The sequence below is a fragment of the Pantoea sp. EKM20T genome, assembly GCF_011800485.1.
Classification (GTDB): domain Bacteria; phylum Pseudomonadota; class Gammaproteobacteria; order Enterobacterales; family Enterobacteriaceae; genus Pantoea; species Pantoea agglomerans.
In genome coordinates this window covers 19912-38565 of the sequence record NZ_JAALFW010000003.1, presented here as the reverse complement: position 1 = coordinate 38565, position 18654 = coordinate 19912, and the positions used below count along the sequence as shown (strand labels likewise).

General features: G+C 56.7%; 20 protein-coding genes. 2 read left to right on the top strand and 18 right to left on the bottom strand.

The window, feature by feature from the left end:
- Positions 1–104 precede the first annotated feature (104 nt).
- The 10 genes from hrpT to HFD94_RS06070 form a co-directional block, all read right to left on the bottom strand.
- A complete protein-coding gene (gene hrpT, locus HFD94_RS06115; RefSeq protein WP_010669971.1) occupies positions 105–290 on the bottom strand; it encodes an HrpT family type III secretion system protein in 186 nt (61 codons plus the stop codon).
- Positions 291–307: 17 nt separating this feature from the next.
- Entirely contained in the window at positions 308–2356 is a 2049-nt protein-coding gene (gene sctC / locus HFD94_RS06110; RefSeq protein WP_167432920.1) for a type III secretion system outer membrane ring subunit SctC, read from the bottom strand.
- Positions 2357–2380: 24 nt separating this feature from the next.
- On the bottom strand, positions 2381–2608 hold the full coding sequence (locus tag HFD94_RS06105) for a hypothetical protein (protein ID WP_010245930.1): 228 nt from the start codon (positions 2606–2608) through the stop codon (positions 2381–2383).
- Between the two features lie 75 nt (positions 2609–2683).
- Positions 2684–3280: a type III secretion system stator protein SctL gene (gene sctL / locus HFD94_RS06100; RefSeq protein ID WP_124889901.1), complete on the bottom strand. Its 597-nt coding sequence runs from the start codon at positions 3278–3280 to the stop codon at positions 2684–2686.
- Positions 3267–3848: a serine kinase gene (locus HFD94_RS06095; protein WP_243234777.1), complete on the bottom strand. Its 582-nt coding sequence runs from the start codon at positions 3846–3848 to the stop codon at positions 3267–3269. The genes sctL and HFD94_RS06095 overlap by 14 nt, the downstream gene beginning before the upstream one ends.
- Positions 3849–3854: 6 nt before the next feature.
- Positions 3855–4619 (bottom strand): type III secretion system inner membrane ring lipoprotein SctJ, encoded by a 765-nt coding sequence (sctJ, locus tag HFD94_RS06090; protein ID WP_167422961.1) that lies wholly within the window; start codon positions 4617–4619, stop codon positions 3855–3857.
- A gap of 5 nt (positions 4620–4624) precedes the next feature.
- Positions 4625–4993, bottom strand: a complete 369-nt coding sequence (locus HFD94_RS06085) for an EscI/YscI/HrpB family type III secretion system inner rod protein (RefSeq protein WP_010669966.1) — start codon at positions 4991–4993, stop codon at positions 4625–4627.
- Positions 4994–5056: 63 nt separating this feature from the next.
- Complete coding sequence (locus HFD94_RS06080) at positions 5057–5296, bottom strand: hypothetical protein (RefSeq protein ID WP_010245940.1); 240 nt, start codon at positions 5294–5296, stop codon at positions 5057–5059.
- A gap of 141 nt (positions 5297–5437) precedes the next feature.
- A complete protein-coding gene (locus HFD94_RS06075) occupies positions 5438–6430 on the bottom strand; it encodes a sigma 54-interacting transcriptional regulator (RefSeq protein ID WP_167432918.1) in 993 nt (330 codons plus the stop codon).
- A 196-nt stretch (positions 6431–6626) separates the two neighbouring features.
- Positions 6627–6893 carry a hypothetical protein gene (locus HFD94_RS06070; protein WP_148037976.1) on the bottom strand — a complete coding sequence of 89 codons (267 nt, stop codon included), beginning with the start codon at positions 6891–6893 and terminating at the stop codon, positions 6627–6629.
- On the opposite strand from HFD94_RS06070, the gene HFD94_RS06065 reads away from it, so the two are divergent.
- Positions 6892–7563 (top strand): hypothetical protein, encoded by a 672-nt coding sequence (locus tag HFD94_RS06065; protein ID WP_167432917.1) that lies wholly within the window; start codon positions 6892–6894, stop codon positions 7561–7563. The genes HFD94_RS06070 and HFD94_RS06065 overlap by 2 nt on opposite strands.
- Before the next feature lie 14 nt (positions 7564–7577).
- Positions 7578–8642, top strand: coding sequence for a hypothetical protein (locus HFD94_RS06060; protein ID WP_167432916.1), 1065 nt, complete (start codon positions 7578–7580; stop codon positions 8640–8642).
- A 55-nt stretch (positions 8643–8697) separates the two neighbouring features.
- Here the strand turns inward: HFD94_RS06060 and HFD94_RS06055 are convergent, their stop codons facing one another.
- The 8 genes from HFD94_RS06055 to HFD94_RS06020 all read right to left on the bottom strand — a co-directional run bounded on the left by HFD94_RS06055 (position 8698) and on the right by HFD94_RS06020 (position 18635).
- Entirely contained in the window at positions 8698–9738 is a 1041-nt protein-coding gene (locus tag HFD94_RS06055; protein WP_167432915.1) for a transglycosylase SLT domain-containing protein, read from the bottom strand.
- A 178-nt stretch (positions 9739–9916) separates the two neighbouring features.
- Entirely contained in the window at positions 9917–11650 is a 1734-nt protein-coding gene (locus HFD94_RS06050) for a hypothetical protein (protein WP_167429791.1), read from the bottom strand.
- Between the two features lie 374 nt (positions 11651–12024).
- Positions 12025–12933, bottom strand: coding sequence for a LysR family transcriptional regulator (locus tag HFD94_RS06045; protein WP_010669961.1), 909 nt, complete (start codon positions 12931–12933; stop codon positions 12025–12027).
- 400 nt (positions 12934–13333) lie between these two features.
- On the bottom strand, positions 13334–14155 hold the full coding sequence (locus HFD94_RS06040) for a M55 family metallopeptidase (RefSeq protein ID WP_010669960.1): 822 nt from the start codon (positions 14153–14155) through the stop codon (positions 13334–13336).
- Positions 14152–15195, bottom strand: a complete 1044-nt coding sequence (locus HFD94_RS06035; protein ID WP_167432914.1) for a P1 family peptidase — start codon at positions 15193–15195, stop codon at positions 14152–14154. The genes HFD94_RS06040 and HFD94_RS06035 overlap by 4 nt, the downstream gene beginning before the upstream one ends.
- A 2-nt stretch (positions 15196–15197) precedes the next feature.
- Positions 15198–16082, bottom strand: a complete 885-nt coding sequence (locus HFD94_RS06030) for an ABC transporter permease subunit (RefSeq protein ID WP_167432913.1) — start codon at positions 16080–16082, stop codon at positions 15198–15200.
- Positions 16079–17011 (bottom strand): ABC transporter permease, encoded by a 933-nt coding sequence (locus tag HFD94_RS06025; RefSeq protein ID WP_022625789.1) that lies wholly within the window; start codon positions 17009–17011, stop codon positions 16079–16081. The genes HFD94_RS06030 and HFD94_RS06025 overlap by 4 nt, the downstream gene beginning before the upstream one ends.
- 82 nt (positions 17012–17093) lie before the next feature.
- On the bottom strand, positions 17094–18635 hold the full coding sequence (locus HFD94_RS06020; protein ID WP_167432912.1) for a glutathione ABC transporter substrate-binding protein: 1542 nt from the start codon (positions 18633–18635) through the stop codon (positions 17094–17096).
- Positions 18636–18654: the final 19 nt, after the last annotated feature.

Here is an 18654-nt window from a genome sequence, read left to right as displayed (position 1 = left end):
GCCGCACACAGGCTTCCCGGAAACGGAAGGTGAATAGCTATGGTCGATTCTCGCTAAAATAGGGCCCCAGCGATCAGCCGGGGCCTGGGACTGCCGAAACGTGATTAGTTATCTACCGTTATCCGCGTGTAGTCGTTCGGGCCATTACGCAGTTGTGGTTGCCACCAGATGGTCAGGTTATGCAGGTCTGAAGAGGGGCGACAGCCCACGTCATTACATCCGCCCTGCGGCCGCGCGCAGGCACTCAGCACCAGCGCGGCGGCGGTAAGCACAATTATTCTCACTAACATGCTTTTTCCTTATCAGCTCAGTAGAGGTTTTTGGCCGGTGCACCGCCTGCTGAAGAGAGCAGCGAAGCGCGAGAAGGACGTGACGGAGCATTGCTATCAAATGCGACGAATACCTCCGCCGATTCACCCGGACGCAGTTCTCCACGCGGCCAGACCGCTACCGCCAGCGTGCGGTCGCTGCGGCACAGACTCTCATCAAAACGTTGCGTCTGCTGGGTGTTGTTGGTGATCACCCCAACGGTTATCTGTACGCTGCTATTGCCGTACCACTGATGGCGACGGAAATCGCTCCCGAAAGCGCCCGAAATGCGGCACAGGGAGGAAAGCGTCTGGCCCGTGCCACCGCTGGTCATCCCCGCTGGCACGCGGTTCAGCGCCAGGTCGCGCATCGCGCCTTCCACCATCCCTTTGACGTCGGTGTACTTATGACGATTAGTCACCTCATCCATCGCGCTATTAAGCTGTTCGCGCGACTCGGCAGCGATATACCGGGTCGGATCGACCTGGTCACCAATTAAATGCGGCGTAATAATAAACAGCCGCTCACGCTGGGAGGTCTCATAGCGCGTTGAGGTAAAGAGCTTGCCGATCAGCGGAATACTGCCGAGGATCGGGATGCGTCGCTCACGGTCGCCCGTCTCTTTGGAATGGAACCCGCCCAGAACCAGCGAGCGTCGCGCCTCCACCAGCGCCTGGGTGCTGACCGCTGCGTTATGGGTTCCCTGCGCATCGCCCTCATCATCTTTATTGAGCTTGCCATCTTCCACATCAACAATGAGCTGGATAGCCGATTTTTGTGAAGTGGTGATTGCGCGTGGCGTCACCCGCAGGCTGGTGCCTGCGGTGACAGACTGAATATCCGCCACCCTCTCGCCAATGGCGCGTATAAAGGCAGTATCGCTGAAATCAATCACCGCGGGCTGATTCTCCAGCGTGAGGATAGTGGGGTTAGCGATAATGGATGCCGTCCCTTCCCCCTCCATCGCTTCGATACTGGCAAAAAAACGCTGGAAATCGGTCACAAACAGTGTACTGGCACCGGAGAGCATATTGGCGCCGCTGGCGACACTGCCAAACTGACCGGCCAGGTTGCTGGAGAAGCGTTTCAGCGCGCTGCGGTCGATATCGACAATCACTGCATCAATTTCGATCAGCTTTTGCGGAACATCAATGGCGTTAATTAATGCCTGATAAGCGTCCCGGGTTTTCGGATCGTCACGCACCAGCAGCAGGTTGTTACGCACATCCGCTGATACTTTACCCGCCAGACTGCTGACAGGCGCCTTTTTACGTCCGGAGGCCGGCATATTGCGATTAATCAGCTCGTTTAAAACACTTTGCGACTGTTCACGTGATACCTGTTCATCCTCTCCCTGGCCTGATGACACTTTTCCGGAAGAGGCGTTGCTGGACTGACCCAGCAGTTCATTCAGAATGGTGGCCACCCCCGGCACCAGCAGCTCCTGATCGCGATAGCGAATGGTGCGATCCGCCACGGCCGCATAACGCAGCGGGAATGCCATCATATCTTTATTGGCCCCGGCTTCAGGTTTGCTTTCCGATTTACGGGCAAATTCCGTTATCTGGCGCACATACTCCGGCGGACCGGTCACCAATACCACGCCTTCATCCGGCAGTTCGCCCCAGCCGAAGCGGGGTTCCAGCAGGCCGACACCGCGCAGCGCCTCTTTCAGATCCGGCGCTGCTTCCGGGGAAATCTCAATACGCTGGGAAGTTTGCGCTGCCTGCGGGCTGACGTAGAGCGTGTTGTTGTAGACAAACCACTGAAAGCGATACTCAAGCGCCAGGCGATTAAGGAACGCTTCCGGGCTGTCTGCGCGCAGTTTACCGGTGACATTGCTGTCGCCCAGCGTGCCAAGATTGACCTCAACACCAAAGCTGCTGGCAAAATCGTCAAGAATAATATTAAGCGGGGTATTATCTGCCGAATAGGCATACGCACCATTCTTCCACTCATCCGGCACACGAGCGTTTGTGATGCCCATACTCAGTAGCAGCAGGGTAATGGCCGCCAGCAGGCGGCCCGGAAAAGAAAACGTAAACACGCCTGACTCCTTGATGACAGGGGCTTAGTTAACAGCGTCGATGATCGCTTTACGGATGCCAAACCTGAACTGGGTGTATTGCGAACTTGCCCAGCTGGCGTTGGACATATCCTGCAGGCGATTCTGGAAAGCATACATATCCGCAATGCTGAACGATTCGCCCGAAACATCGCGGGCAAACTGATAGGCTTCATGATGTTTGCGGTTTGAGTTGGAAGATAACTGACGCTGTAACAGATCGCTGGAACTCATGATATTGACTCCTCTTGTTGGACACCCCTGTTAAGTGGCGCGACAAGCGAAGCAGTTCCACTGTTTTTGCTTTTTTTATGCATTCTCTTCTGCCAGCGCTGGCGCGAGCTGCTGGCACAGCGTCCGCCAGTTAACCATCAGCTCGCCTGCGTCGGTAATAAGCCGCAAGCGATCTGGCTCAAGCGCCGGGTCGGCGCACAGCGTCCAGCGAAGCTGCGGCTGCGCGACCAGCCAGCCGTTAATCTCCTGCTCCTGCCCGCTGGCGCAATACAGCGTCGCCTGCTGCTGACGCGGATAGTGACGCAACAACTGTCTGAGCAACGCGTGAAAACGACGCTCATCATCCACCTCATCGAGCAGGTGTTGCAGTGCCTCGTTCAGAACCTTGCCAGCGAGTAACACCAGCTGCGTCTCTTCGGCTGCGCGCTGTTCCTGCCAGTCCGCAAAGAGCGTCTGCGCCTGCTGCCAGAACCGGGCTTCCCATTCGCGCTGGCTGGCCGCCCTTTCGGCTTGTGCCTCGGCGCGTGCCTGCTCGCGGATCGTTTGCGCCTGTTTATGAGCCAGCTCGATAATGGAAGCCGCTTCAAGCCTGAGCGCAATTTCCTCGCGGCGCAGCACATTACCCGGTGGGGCGCTGCCGCCCTGCAGATGCAGGCTTTTAAGTTTCCACATCGCGCGTCTCTCCCGAATGTTGTTGCACCTGCCAGAGCGCCGTTTCCCATAAAGGACGCAAACGATGGCCAGGCAGTGAAAGTGCCGGGTTTACCGGCGCGTCGCTTACAGGGAAGAGTAGCCGCAGGCGCGGCCAGATAGCCGGAAATAACGCCTGCAGCAGACAGAGGCTGTCGGCGCTGCCGCCAGTAGTGAAAAGCCCGGCGGGCAGCCAGCACTCAATGCGCATTCCTTTCGCCAGACGCCGCAACCAGATCTTTAGCTCTGCGGGTAGCGGCATGGCTCCGGCGCAAATTTCCGCGACTAAAATCAACAGTTGCGCGCGCTGTTCGCAGCTTAAGTCGCTGATGGCCAGCACCATCGGCTCCGGCGCGACCAGTTCGCCTGATACACCCAGTGTGTGGTGCCAGCACGAGGCATGCTGGCGGAGATAGTGCCTCTGCAAAGGCGCAGACAACCGGGCCAGTGGCTGGGTACACCAGCTTTCATCAGCCTGTAACCAAAAGTCAGCGTGCCACCAGCGCAACCAGCGCAGGGCAATTTCCTCATCAGGCGCAGCGTTGAGCATAATCAATCACTTCGCCTGTGCAGCCAGGCGCTTACGACTCAGAGCCTGACGGATGAATGCATTTGCCACCAGTAACAGCAGCAGCACTCCCAGGCATGTTGTAACTATCTTGACCATCCCGTAACGTTCCGGGCTAAGCTGAAACGGCCCCAGTTGCACCATTTCAATTTTATCCTGCCAGGCTTTCGCCGGGACAAAGACAATCGCCAGATCGCGGTCATCGCGCCCGCCCAGCCCCGGAATGCTGGTTGCCACCAGCCGGCGAATGCGCGGTTCGATACTGTCCGGATCGAGGTTTTCATGATATTTGATAAATACCGAGGCGGAAGCGGGCTGTACCGGCTCGCCAGGGGCGATACGCTCGGGCAATACGACATGCACACGCGCCACCACGACGCCATCAATTTGTGACAGTGTCGCTTCTACCTCCTGTGACAGCGCATAGATATAGCGGGCGCGCTCCTCCAGCGGACTGGAGATAACACCACTTTTCTGAAAAACCGCGCCAAGGCTGGTTCGCGCCTGATGAGGTAGTCCGGCGGCATTGAGGATATTCACCGCCCGCTCAATGTCACTGCGCGCGACGCTAACGCTAACCCCCTCTTTAGAAACCTGTTTATCCGCCTCAATCTTAAAGCGGCTCAGTTCTGCCACCACATCGTTGGCATCGTTTTCTGACAGTCCGCTGTGCAACTGAGTCTGATCACCGCAGCCGGTAAGCAGCAGCGCCAGGCACAGAGCACAGAAGCATTTAATGACAGCGCCATTCATAAGATTCACTGCAGGTTGCTGAGTTTATCGACTGACTGAACGGTTTTGGCGATCACTTTGGCGTTCATCAGACTCTCGATATAGTAATCAGAGAGCTGCGCATTAGCGCGGGAGAAATCTTCCGCACTGGATGACCGCGAAGCGACTCTGAGATCGTTAAAGGCTTCTTTTTGCGCACGCTGGTTGCCGCTCAGCGATTGCAGAATATTGCCGACCACGCCAGGCTCTGAAGAGCTCATCTGGCTGCTGTCAGGCGCAGGGCCATTAAGCTTTGCATTAAACCATTGAATATCTTCCGCCGACGGTGCTTCCTGGTACATTTCGACTGACGGAACCGGTTCTGAAGTGAGCAAGGAAGATTGAGAGACTTTCATCAGTAAAACTCCTGTGGCATTAGAGAGCAGGGAGACAAAAAAACACCTCCCTGCCGGAGTCGATTAGTACTGAATTTTGACCTGGGCTGCGGCTGACGCGGCCTGCGCATTACTTTCGGCGATGCCGTTAATGCGCTGGAACTCTACATCGCGATCCATTTTATCGGCCTGGTTTTCCTGCATCTTGTCCATCGCCTGTTGCGAACGGACCATATATTTCGCACCGTTGTAAGCACCGGCAACCTGAGTGTAAGCAGAAGCTGCGTTGGTGATCCCGTTGGAAAGTAAGCTAGCACCTGACATAGTCATTCCTCGCGTTGATGATAGGTTGTAGTTGGGTGTTGCATTCATTAAGTAATCAATGAAGCGATCCGGTTCCATCGCAAAGAAAATATTTATGCAGATTAAGCCTGCTGGCCCACGGCAAGAGAGGTGGGCGACATGTCAGGCGGTAAGTTTTAACAGCTTCAGGCGGTGATAAAGGGTGCGCCTGGGAATTCCTAACTCAAGAATGACATCATCGATACGATTGTCGTGCCGGTTCAGGCAGTCGTGGATCAGGCTGCGCTCAATGCGCCGCATTCTGTCTTTTAATAACACGCGCCCTTCCTGCTTTATCTCACAGCACAGCGGCGGTAAGCCCAGCACAAAGCGTTCTGCCGCCGCTTTCAGCTCGCGGATATTTCCCGGCCAGCTATGCAGCAGCAGGGTCTCATCAAGCGCGAGCGATCCTGCCGGCAGAGGCTGATTCAGACGCAGCGCCGCCTCCTGCGTAAACTGGCGAAACATGGGCAAAATCAGTTCCGGTCGTGATCGCACGGTTGGCGTGGCAATTTTAATTGTGTCGAGGCGAAAGAAGAGATCCCGACGAAAACGGCCCTGAGCCACCAGCTGCGCCAGTGGAATTTGCGAGGCGACGACCACCCGCAGATCCAGCCCGATACTTTTGGTGCTGCCCAGTCGCTCTACCGCGCGATTTTCCAGTACACGCAGCAGCTTAGCCTGCATCGTGAGCGGCATACTGTCTATTTCATCCAGAAACAGCACGCCGTGATTAGCACTCTCAATATACCCGGCACGGGAACTGCTTGCGCCGGTGAACGCCCCGGCCATGACCCCAAACAGCTCGCTTTCGGCAAGTGTCTCCGGGATGGCCGCACAGTTGACCGGCACCATCGGGCCACGACAGCCGGAAAGTTGATACAGCCGCTGGGCCAGTGCATCTTTCCCTGTACCCGTTTCTCCCTCGATTAAGACATCTATGTTTAACGGTGCAATCGTATTTAAAATCTCATACAGATGAGTATGGATATCGGTTACGGGCTCCGGGTAACCCGCCGCCGCATCCGGGCGGGAATCAACCTGGCGTAAGACGTTATCCTCACTCTCCTCATCGACAGTCCCGTGGCCTGACTGTGTCCTGTAAAGACGAACCATACATTCTCCATTAGCTTCGCATAAGCGCGCCTTACATGAGGCGCGCTGCTCGTTCAGCACTTGTGGATGTTCTGGAAGCAGAGCCTGATGCAAAGAATTACAAATTTACCGCGGCCTCACTCTCACCCAATCAGGTCATCCCCGCTATCAGTCCAGGATTATTATCTTGTAGGGATAGACGCTCACCCGGTAAGGATTACCCTACAGGACTCACAGAAAAACCTTCAAAAACAGAATGATAATTTCTTAATGGCGGTGCCGCTGGATTTTTATAAATCTGAACCCGCATCACAAAGGGAACATTTTTAGTGGAACCATCCCGGGACAACCGCCACTCACAGTGCGAGGTAGCATCAGCCTGAACGGTAAAATTGTGCAATCGGCAGTAATCAGGATTGCAAAATGTTACCGCTGTTGCTGCCCAATCAATCGCTGACTTATTAACTCTGAGGAATAAATTCATGAAGATTCCAGGATTTGGTGGTGGGGCTACAAACGCGAACAAAATCGATATGCCTCCGGCAAATATGCCAGGCAAGACGGGGGGGAGTCCGTCAGGTAAACCTGACTTACCTGATCAGCCCGGAAAATCGTCGTTACCTTTTCTCAATAATGCGAAAACAGGCCCGCTCAATTTTGCCAGTAATGCCTTTGACGGCCTGAGCACACTGGCTTCGCTGACCGGTTCAGGCGGAAGTCAGAAAAACGGCCAGGCAAACGGTGCAAACTCGCCTGACGCCCCGTCGGGCGGCGGCTTACTGCAGCAGATTATGATGCTGACAGGCCTGCAACAGCTGTTGGGCGGCGGTAATAAGGCGCAGCAGCCGGAGCAACCGGGCACGCCTGCACCTTCACAGGGCACGAATCACAGCGTCAATCCGCTTGAGCAGCTGATGCAGATGCTTCAGCAACTGCTCCAGCAGATGATGGGGATAGATAAAGGTAAAGGGGCAGACAGCGGAGAATCTGGCGGTAATGCACCACAGGCACCGGCTCAGGGAGCAACTGACAATGGGGGGCAACAGGGCGGAATGATGCAAAACCTGCTGTCCCTGTTAGGGCTTTCTTCATTGTTGCAGGGGCTTTTGGGCGGCGGTGAGGGGCAATCTTCCCAGAAAAATCCGCAAAGCTAACTCAGGGGGCTTGTATGGTTATGCCAATACCTGGCGGGGGGGGAATAACCCCCGCTTTTTCACCCGGCAGGCCACTGCCGGGTAACCTGCCATTATCCACTCCCCTGCCCGGCTCCGCGTTCCCGGTCCCGGTCCCGGGCAGCGATCTCCCCATCAGCTACTCCGGTGGGAGCGGAACGCCGCTGGCGGGCCTGTCCGATCCGATCCGGGAGCTTGATCAGCTTTTAACGCAGGCTGGATTGGAGGCGCTTGTCGATCCGGCAGCCGCTGAAGAAGGGATGGTGCCCACGGCGTTATTTGCCAGCGAAACATCCGGTGAAGATATTCCACAGGCACCGGGCGATGGCGTGCGAACCAGTGAGAAGGACATCCGCGTCAGGCCGACGGAGGAGAATCTGAAGGGTCGTCCACCGGGTGATAACCGCAGCGCCGAACAGATCATTGATGAAAACCCGGTGCTGAAAAACCTTGGCAACCAGAAAGATATCAAGCAGGCAGAGCTAAAAGAGCGCTTCGGCGACTGGACGGATGCCAATAAAGATCCGAAGAGTCGTGCTGATGCGGCGTATAACATGGCCTGCGTGTTAAACAGCATAAAAGGCCTGAATGCGCGTGATGGCAGCGAGCGGAAGGAGATCTCAGCTAACGACAAAATAGAGGGCATCACCAAAGATGGTGACGCGCGCCACGGTACCGAGGCGGGTGTACTGAAGGATATCGCCGAACAGGGTCTGAAGATGCTGCCGGAGAATAAACAGTTGCCGGAGACGAATGATTCGCACGTTCGTATGGATGGTACCAATAAAGACAACTTCCAGTGGGGCATGGGTGAGTTCGGCAAAATATTGTCGAACATACCGATTCTCAAATCTGTTGCCGCGCCTTTCTTTAACAATATTGGCGAAGCCCGCAATGTGGGCGAAGTCTTTACCGGTGGCCTGAAAGGACTGGCCGAGGGTGGAATGAGCGCGGCGCGTGGGCCGATTGGCTGGGGCATCACGGCAGCGACCGATACCGTACAGATTGCGGTGGAAAATAGCGGGGGGAAAGGCAAGAACGAACCGCCGCCGTTTGCCTGATTTTGAGGCTGCTCATGTTTGTCCCTGTACCCGGTACAGGGACTTTTTTTGCGCGTTATGCAGGTAACGTGCCTTTGCCGCTGGAGATAATGTCGGCAAAGTTGAGCACTTTTCCAACATAGGTCGGATCGCCGGTTCCGGTTTTCGAGATATCCGTCAGATCGTTGACATTCACATTCCCCGGGCCTGAGTTATAAGCTCGCAACCCGGCACCGGGATCGCCCCCAAAAGCCTCCCGCTGCTCTTTCAGATAGAGCGCGCCAGCCATGATGCTGTCTTCAGGGCTGGACGCGCTGGCATCTGGCCCCAGCAGATGCGGGTATCTGCTTTGCAGATCGGCGAAGGTGTTGGAATTAACCTGCATCAGGCCGCTGTCGGAAAGGCCATTACCGCCGTTCACGGTGGTCGCCTCTGTTTTTCCGCGTGACTCCTGCCAGATTTGCGCTGCCAGCACTTCAGGCGCCTGGTTAGTCTCTTTGGCGGCACGCATTATCGCCTGCTCATGATCCAGTAACGGGGCAGGTAAATGTAACCCCGACTCGCCTTTTATCAGCGGGACGCCGCCGGATGCTGGCGTCTGTCGGGCAGGCGTATTTAGTGCAGCATCAGAAGCCGTACCTGGCTGTGGCATTGTACTGGCCGTTAGCGGTTGCTGTGCAGAAGCGGATTCAGTCGGGTTAACAGGCTGCTGCATCGCGGCATTAAACGGTGCGGTGAGCGAAGCCCCCTCTTCTGCTGAGGTGCCCGGCATATCGGCACCGCCGCCACGCCCGGCTCCTGCGCTGTTATTTTGCTGCTGACCAGCGAAGAGCTGTTGCAGCATTAATAGCAGTTGCAGCAATGCCTCTATTTGCGGCCCCAGTTGCTGCATCAGCCCCTGCATCTGCATCGGATCCCGGTTGCTCACACTGTCGGGCGTGGCGGTGAGACTACTGAAATCCGTGCCGCTCATGGCATCATTGCCAAAGTTAATCGCCTGGCCACTGGCGCCAGAATCTGGCGGAGTAAACGAGGCTAAATTTTTTTCATCGAGCGCGCTAAAATCAGGCAGTTGCGGCTGTATCGGCCCGAAAGCCGAACCTGACGAGATATTCATTCTTCTCTCCTCTCAACAAAGCGTCATCGTTAGCGCCAGCCAGACTGGCGCCTTTCTCCCGCTATGACCGGGGTACGATTGAGTGGAAAGCGCGAGGCGGGAGTTCCGGGCAGCGCGTGAGACAGCGCAAATTCGGCGTAAAAAAAAGCCGCATCGCTGCGGCTTTTAAGGTGTGGTATCAGGAGGCTTTTTTCGTTTCTTCAGGTTCTGGCGATCCTGCAGGCCCTGCAGCTTCTGATGACGCAGATGACCCGGATGTCACTGATGATGCTGATGATGTCGGTAAGGAGTCCGGCAGCGGTATCATCTCGGCAATGCGCTCGCTCATCTTCTCTGCTTCAGCTTCAAGGACGGCGATGATGGCCTCATAGTCAGCCTGGGTTAACTTCTCAGGCTGTGGGCTTTTGATATTTGCCAGGTCCGGGAACGAGTGCCACCATGCAGAGGTATCACCCGCAGCGCGCATTTCTGATGAACGCTCAGGCGGGGTATTACGTAATGGCCCGGAGTTATGCGAATGTACGCTGTCGCTGTCCGATTCGCCTTCTTCTGACGGCCCTTTCGCCCGGGTACCGGTGCTGGGTGCTGGCGTACCGGCAGGCGTTCTCGCCTCGGTACCGACACTCGGTGCTGGCGTGCCTTCCGGGGTTCTCGCCTCGGTACCGACACTCGGTGCTGGCGTGCCTTCCGGGGTTCTCGCCTCAGTACCTACACTCGGTGCTGGCGTGCCGGCCGGGGTTCTCGCCTCGGTACCCACGCTGGGTGCTGGCGCGCCTTCAGGTGTTCTCGCCCCTGAACTCACCGGGGCTTCCTCTTCTGTCGCGTCGGCGGGCTTCGGGTGCAGCTTGTTTGCCACTGCTCGCTCAGCCTCCTGATAAAGAAGACCGAACACCCCCTGTTGCAGGTAAGAATAGGCGTTTGGCACCAGGGCCGCCGCATTGCCAATGCTTTCGCGGGAAACGCGGAAGCCGGATTTGTTCGCCAGATCCAAAGCGGTCTCTGCCGCACTTGTCTTGCCGGAGGTGAAAAGCTTCTCTGCACCACCTTTGGTCACACGTGCCGCCCCCGCTCCGATGCCCAAACCGAGCGCTTCCATCGTCTCAGAGGCTACCGCACTTAATGCACTCAGCGTTGTAACGCCTTCAACCCAACGTTTTGGTGCTTTGGCGTGTTCCCACACCGCATCGAAGTGGCTCCCCTCGCCACTATTCGTGTGCCCGCTGGACAGCGACATATAACGATCCTTCCAGTCGTTACGGCCAAATAAAAACTCCGCGCCGTGCAGGTTGTCGTAGTAGTTTTCCACAACTCCACTCAATGCACCGGCAGCGGAAGTCAGGCCAAAACCTGCTATCTGGTTGATGGCATAACCCGGCTTGAGCGCACCCTGTATAATCCCCATCGGTTCTGGCCGCGGCTTATTTTCGGGTAATAGCTGGGTTGCACTGGAAATTCCACCCGTCACCGGGTTGCGGACGTTAAAGCCCGTCCCGCCCAGCGCCGTCATTTTTAATTTATGCCCAAATGTCTCGCGTTTTTCTGCCTCATCTTTCATAAGAGGCTCCAGTGCATCCATATCTGCCTGCATCCATCTCGAATCCTGGATGCTGCTACCGATAACCCGAGTGAGCACCGCTTTAAAAGCCACTGCAGTCATCCCCCCCGCTACGCCAGCGACAAAGTTGTGCATGGGCGTGCCCGGCTCCAGCTTCATTGCGCTAGCTATCCCCTTGCCGACCAGATCGCCAGGTACACCGGAAAGGGCATAGGTCATTCCAATCGCCCCCTTTGCCTTGGCCATGATCATCGTGTCGCAGCTGTGAGCCAGTTTGATGACATCTTTTACCTGATCGTCCGTCTGGTGCAATTCATCGTGCAGGGTGACAGCGATTCCTGCCAGGTAATCACGCACGTTCTCTCCGCCTTTACACGCGTTATGCAGAGTAGCTGTAATACGGCTAATCTCAGCAGAACGAGCCCTCGCAGCAGGGGTTGTAGCAGTGACTTCAGTTGTTGATGGCCCACCGCGCGTGGGCATTTCAATCGTTTCGTGATGTGCAGGGGAAGGTGTGCGTCTAATTCCATCCATAATTCTCACTCCGCCAGGTTGTGCCGGTTATCACTAACCGGTCAGTTGATAACTTGCGAAATGAGCAACTCACCCCGCAGCGTCAGGGTTGAGTGATGCGCGAGCGAGCCTGGTTTCAAATCAGGAAGAAATTCTAAAAATTTTGTGATGCATCTCACAAAATAGCCGGATGGGTAGCGGTGAAGCGCGGCGCTTATTCAGCCCCGAATAAACTGCGCTTCGCACTGCCGGGCGATCTCCCACAGTCTGTTACGGATGACCTGCTTAAGTTGCAGAGTGGACTGCGACTGTGGCTGGTCACGGCGGCTGATCAGCATCACTTCAAACGGCAGGGGCTGTGCTATGGGTAGCAGCTTTAGCTGTTCGGCATAGCGACAGGCGGTGAAGAGATCCACGACGCCCGTGCCGCCGCCTGCCAGCACCATATCCGCAATGACCGAATAGGTTTTAATCGACAACGACACGGCGGGATTCAGTTTTTTATCGCGCAGCGCTCGGTGAAGTACGCGTCCAAGCGGATCCTGAGCCTGCATCATCAGTAAATTATTGTTGCATAACCACGCAAGCGTAACGGGTTCATTACGGGGATGATTGAGCGGTAACAACGCGACCATCGAAGACTGAAACAGAGGTTCAGCCAGAAGATCCGCATCGACCTGCTGACCAAAAACCAGCGCGAAATCGAGCTGATTATCCAGAATCATCTGGCATAAAGTACTAAAGTGCTCGGTGACCAGTTCGACACTGACCGAGGCCATCTGTTGCCGCCAGGTGACCAATGCGGGCGCCAGCACCATCTGACCAAAAGCGTGAGCCGCTCCGACGCGAACTAACTGCCCTTCGCCCCGCCGAAGTTGTTCGGTGAGCTGGGTGATAGATTGCAGGCGCTGGCAGAGATCGTCTATTTCAGGCAGGAGACGTCGCCCTTCTGCCGTCACACTCATTCCCTGTATACGTCGCTCAAATAGCGCAAATCCCAATTGCTGTTCAGCATGATTCAGCACACGGCTGATATTGGGCTGCGAGACATTAAGCAAGCGCGCCGCAGCGCTGATGCTGCCGGTCTGTACGATGGCCTGAAAGACCTCTATATGGCGGAGCCGCATGACTATTTACCCTGGATGGAATACCGAAAACGAAGGCCTCTCCGACAGGCTGCACGATCAGGTCCGGGCGGAGGGTGAGAGAGCAATCATTCTTCTGTTGCAAAAACTGTACCGCAAAACCGGTGCAGGCTCAGCTGCCTGTTTCGCCCCCGTCCGTACCCGGCAGGCCTGACTGAAGCCTCTGCAGAGAGCGGGTCTCGCGCTGACGTGGTGCAGTTAAAGGGGCGCTGGTCAGCAGCACGGGTTGCGTGGATTTAAGCCAGCAACGATTCTGACTCGTCAGAGGGAAGATGCGCATGCACAGCCCGCACTACAGGCGTGTGCCTGGCAGGGCGGTTTCAGCAGAACCGGAACGGCGGGCTTAACGGGCTGATGTTGCATGCAGCCCGGGATAATTTCGCTATGACTGTGTGCTCGCCAGATAGGAGAATGCACTGAGTAAGCTGATTAACGTCTCCATATTCTCCGCCTGATACGCCACGGTAACGGCATCCAGGCGCGTGACGCCGGGGATCAGGCTGAACAGATCGGCCAGCACCGGTTTAGTGGCCTGAAGGCGCATAGCGTAAGGTGCCGTCAGGCGGCTCGTGCTCACCTGAGGGGGATGTTGCAGTGCGGCGCTTGCTGCGGCAGCGATCGCACGCTGTGCCGCTTGTGGGCTGATTGATTCCGCGCAGGTATGAGAAATGGCGCGTTTTACACAGACGTAATTGACTGCTGAGTAGTGTTCCGCAATCCAGCTCTGTAACTGATCGTCGCCGGTGACCAGCAGTAATGGCGTGCCGTGCTCAGCAGCGGCGGCCGCATAAATATCGGTTTCGCCCATCACCAGACCATTGATATGGATACGCCAGAATGCCCGGCCGTTGATGGTATGCGCCAGTACGCCCGGTTCACCTGCTGCGCTGTGAAATCCCACCAGAAACAGCCCATCGAACGTCTGCTGCTCTATCCCTTCCACCATCGACAGGACTCGGGGTTTTCCCTGCACCAGCCGGGCGCGGGGATCGATATTTTCCGCACGCAAATTGGTCATCTGCGCATGGCTGTCTGCCACCACCACTTCCGTTGCCCCGCCGGCAAAAGCCCCCTCAATCGCAGCATTCACTTCCTGCTCCATCAGACCACGGGCCAGCTGATGTTCCGGGTGGCCGGGTGTACATTGCTCCGGGCGCATGACCCCCGCGATGCCTTCAATGTCGGCCGAGATAAAAATTTTCATTTAGTTAATCTATCCAGAATCTGCGTCAGTGAGGGGCGATGATGACCGCGAAAGCCGGTAACAGCCTCAGCGCTCAGCAAAGCATCCAGTACAGCCTGTTCAGTTGCATCTGCCGCTGCAGCAAGCAGCGGCTCCAGCGTGTCGTCCTGTGGCGGTTGCGGCAGAGGTTGCGTTGAAAACGCCACCGCAATATCGCCCGAGCCGTGTCCCCAGTAACTGCCCAGCCGTCCCAGACCGGCACCGGCTCGCTTCGCGATGCGCTTTAACTGACGTGCGTCCAGCGGTGCATCCGTCGCCATGATGATGATGACAGAACCGGCATCCAGCTGCGGCGACTCACCGGCCAGCAGCGGCGCAATCATCTCGCCAGCCCGAACGCCATCAAGCGTTAATGCCTCCAGTGCGCCGAAATTGGCCAGCACCAGCACGCCAAGCGTGGCGTTGAGCGAGGGAATAACCCGCGAGGCGGTTCCGATGCCCCCTTTCAGGCTGAAACAGCTCATACCGCGCCCCGCGCCGACGCTGCCGCGCGCGAAGTCCGCTGAGGCCGTCTGCAATGCCTCCTGCGCCATCGCTTCAGTGATGGCCAGCGCCTGGATATCATTCAGCCAGCCATCGTTGCACTCCAGCACCAGCGGATTGACCGTGGGCAGTGTTCGTCCCAGTTCCGGGTTACGACTGATGGCATCCCGCACCAGCGTGGTAAACAGCGTGCCGACCGCCAGCGTGTTACTGAGCAGAATCGGCGTCTGAAGCACGCCAAGCTCCTCTATCTGAACCAGTCCGACGGGTTTCGCAAAGCCGTTCAGGACCTCCACCCCACACGGCAGCGGCGTGAGAAACAGATTGCCGCCCGGCGGTACGATAGCGGTTACGCCAGTCTGCTTTTCGCCTTCATTCAGCGTGCAATGTCCGACACGCACGCCCGCCACATCGCTGATTCGATTGGTGGGTCCGCAGGCGCTTCGCGGCTGCCCAAGCTCACGTCTGTCACGCCAGCGTTTCAGCAGCAGTTCACGCTGCAATTGTTGGAAATCCATAGTCAGCCCTTGAGTTTGGGATCGAGCGTGTCGCGCAGCGCATCCCCAAGCAGATTGAAAGCCAGCACGGTAATAAAGATCGCCAGCCCCGGAAATACGCTCATGTGCCACGATCCGGCCATCATCATGCTTCGGCTCATCGCCAGAATATTGCCCCATTCAGGCACGTCAGGCTCCGGACCCAGTCCAATAAAACTCAGGCCCGCGGCTGTCAGAATACTGGTGCCAATGCGCATAGTGAAATAGACAATCACGCTGGAAAGCGTGCCGGGCAGAATATGCCGCAGGATAATGACGCTGTCTGGTGCACCGGCACAGCGCACGGCTTCAACATAGGCAGCCTGTTTCAGAGAGAGCGTCGAAGCCCGCACGATGCGGGCAAATACCGGCACGCTGAATACCGCGACTGCGATAATGACATTGTTCAGACCCGTCCCCAGCAGCGCCACCACCGCAATGGCCAGCAACATGCCGGGAAACGCGAATAATACGTCGGCACCGCGCATGATCAGCATATCGACCCAACCGCCGTAATAGCCCGCCAGTAAGCCCAGCATGACCCCGACCAGTATGCCGATCGTCACCGACAGCACGCCGATATAGAGCGAGATACGCGCGCCATAGATAATACGGCTGAGCAGGTCGCGCCCCAGTTCGTCGGTCCCCATCCAGTGTGCCGCCGTTGGCGGTGACGATAACGCCATCCAGTCCGGAGCCATGGGATCCCAGGGCGCCAGCCAGGGCGCAAAAATCGCCACCACAATCAACAGCAGCACAAACCCGCCTGAGACCAGCGCCAGAGGATTCCGCACAAGAGCGTGCAGGAAATCGCGCCACGGCGAACGAATAATCTGAGGCGGATTTTCAGTCAGCGATTGAATACTCATTTTGGCTCCTGTCGCAGACGAATGGCCGGATTAACCACCGCGTAAAGCAGATCGACCAGCAGATTAATCACAATAAATTCAAACACGAACAGCATCACCAGCGCCTGAATCACCGGCTGATCCTGCGCTTTGATCGACTCAATCAATAACCAGCCTAACCCTGGCCAGTTGAAAACACTCTCCACCACGATGGATCCGCCCAGCAGAAAGCCGAACTGCAAGCCCAGCATGGTAATCACCGGGATGAGCGCATTGCGCATCACATGTTTCCACGTCACCAGGCGGTTACGCAGCCCTTTGGCTTTGGCGGTACGCACGTAATCTTCCTGCGCCACCTCAAGAAAGGCTGAACGGGTAAAGCGCGCCATTACCGCCGCAACCGACGAACCCAGCGTGATGGCGGGCAGGACTATATCGCTGGCTCTGTTAAAGCCGCTGACCGAGAACAGCCCAAAAGGCATCGCGACGAACTGGATGAGCAACAGCCCCAGCCAGAAGGCTGGCATCGAAATGCCGCCGACCGCCACGCTCATCAGCGTCCAGTCCTGCCATCTTCCACGCTTCAGTGCCGCCATCACGCCGAATAACAAACCGAGAATGACGGACCAGGTAAAACCCGCTAAGGCGAGCCACAGCGTCGGCATAAAGCCCTCTTTGATCACCTCCAGCACCGGTTGCTGGGTGCGATACGTGGTGCCCAGGTCGCCCTGCAACAGGTTGCCGATCCAGTGAAAATACTGCTGCGGCAGCGGATCGTTAAGCCCGAGATGCTGACGCGCCGCTTCGATCGCCTCAACCGGCGCATCCGGTCCGGCATAAATACGCGCCGGGTCGCCCGGCATGAGCTTGATAAAACCGAAAACCAGCAAGGAGACCACCAGCAAAACCGGGATCATCTCCAGCAATCGGCGAATGATGTATGCAAACATGCCATTCCCTGAAATGAGGTGCGACTGGCCTCCTCACGTCCCTCACCCGTTCCGGACAGGGGACGAGGAAGAAGAGACCGTCTTATTTAAAGGACGCCTGAGTGAACAGTAAATTGCCATCAGGCAGCATCGAAACGCCGCTCAGCGTGTTGCGTTTGCCGACCAGATTGTCTGGCGTGCCAAGGAACGCCACTGGTGCTTCTTTCCACAACACCTTTTGCGCTTGTGCATAGGCGATGCCACGCTTTGCCGGATCGGCCGTCGCCAGCCCGGCAGCAATCGCTTTGTCTGCATCAGCGTTACTGAAGTAGGAGACGTTATACGAGGTCGGAACCCAGGACTCGGTGGCAAACAGCGGACGCAGCGCCCAGTCGGCATCCCCTGTAGAGGTCGACCAGCCGCCATAATAGAGGTCAAACTCCGCCTTTTTCGGGTCCTGAACGCCCCACAACTTAGCGTTGCGCGTGCCGGAATCCATCGGTGTTACCGTGACACGAATGCCTGCCGTGGCCAGTTGCGCTTTCAGCACCTGAGCGGCACGGACGCTGGCCGTGGCGTTGGTCACCCAGAGCTTAAGATCCAGTCCCTCCGGATAACCCGCCGCTTTCAGCAAGGCTTTGGCCTTATCCGGCGCATAGCCGTAATCAGGATCGCCCTGTTTCTGATAGAACTGTACGCCTTCCGGGATCGCGGATGTGGCAGGTTTGCCCAGACCGGCAAAGGCCACTTTCAGCCACAGATTACGGTCAATCGCATAGTTGATTGCCTGACGCACCCGAACATCGGCCAGCGGCTTGTGCTGCGTGTTGATCGCCATGTAATAAAGATAAATGCTCGGATCGCGCTGAATGGAGAGATGGCTGTCCTGCTGAACGGCCGCGATGAGGTCTGAAGGCAATGGCCAGATGGCATCCACCTGGCCCGATTTCAACGCTGCCACCCGTGTCGCATCTTCGGGACTCGGCGAGAAGATGACATGGTCGACTTTAGGCCATCCCTGCTGCCAGTAACCTGCATATCTGGCCAGCGTAACGGCTTTGCCCGGTTTCCAGTCGACAAAGGTAAACGGACCGGTTCCCACCGGATGCAGTCGCAACTGCGCTTCGTCCGGATATTGCTTAAGAATTGACGGGCTCCACATCACCGCGGAAGGATGCGCCAGGGTGTTGATAAAGGCCCCGAACGACTGATTCAGATCGATTTTTACCTGGTCGGGTGCCAGCACCGTGACCTTATCAATCATTTTGTAGAGGCTGTTACGCTTCAGCCCTTTTTTCTGATCTGCCAGACGATAAAGGTTCGCTTTGACGGCGTCTGCATCAAAAGGGGTACCGTCCTGGAAGGTAACGCCTTTGCGCAGCGTCAGCGTAAATTCGGTGGCACTGTCATTAGAGGTATAACCGGTCGCCAGCCAGGGTTGCAGCTTCATCCGGGAATCAAACTGGAACAGGCGCTCAAAGATGCCGCTCTGAACCGAGTAGCTGACATTATCCGAGGTGTCGTGCGGATCCAGCCCCGTGATATCGGCATACATTGAAATGCGCAGATCCTGTGCCTGCGCAGTCATGACCAGCGTCGTCGTCAATGCGAGGGCGAACGAAGTACGGCGAAACAGCGTTTTCATAAATTCTCCTGGTCGTTAA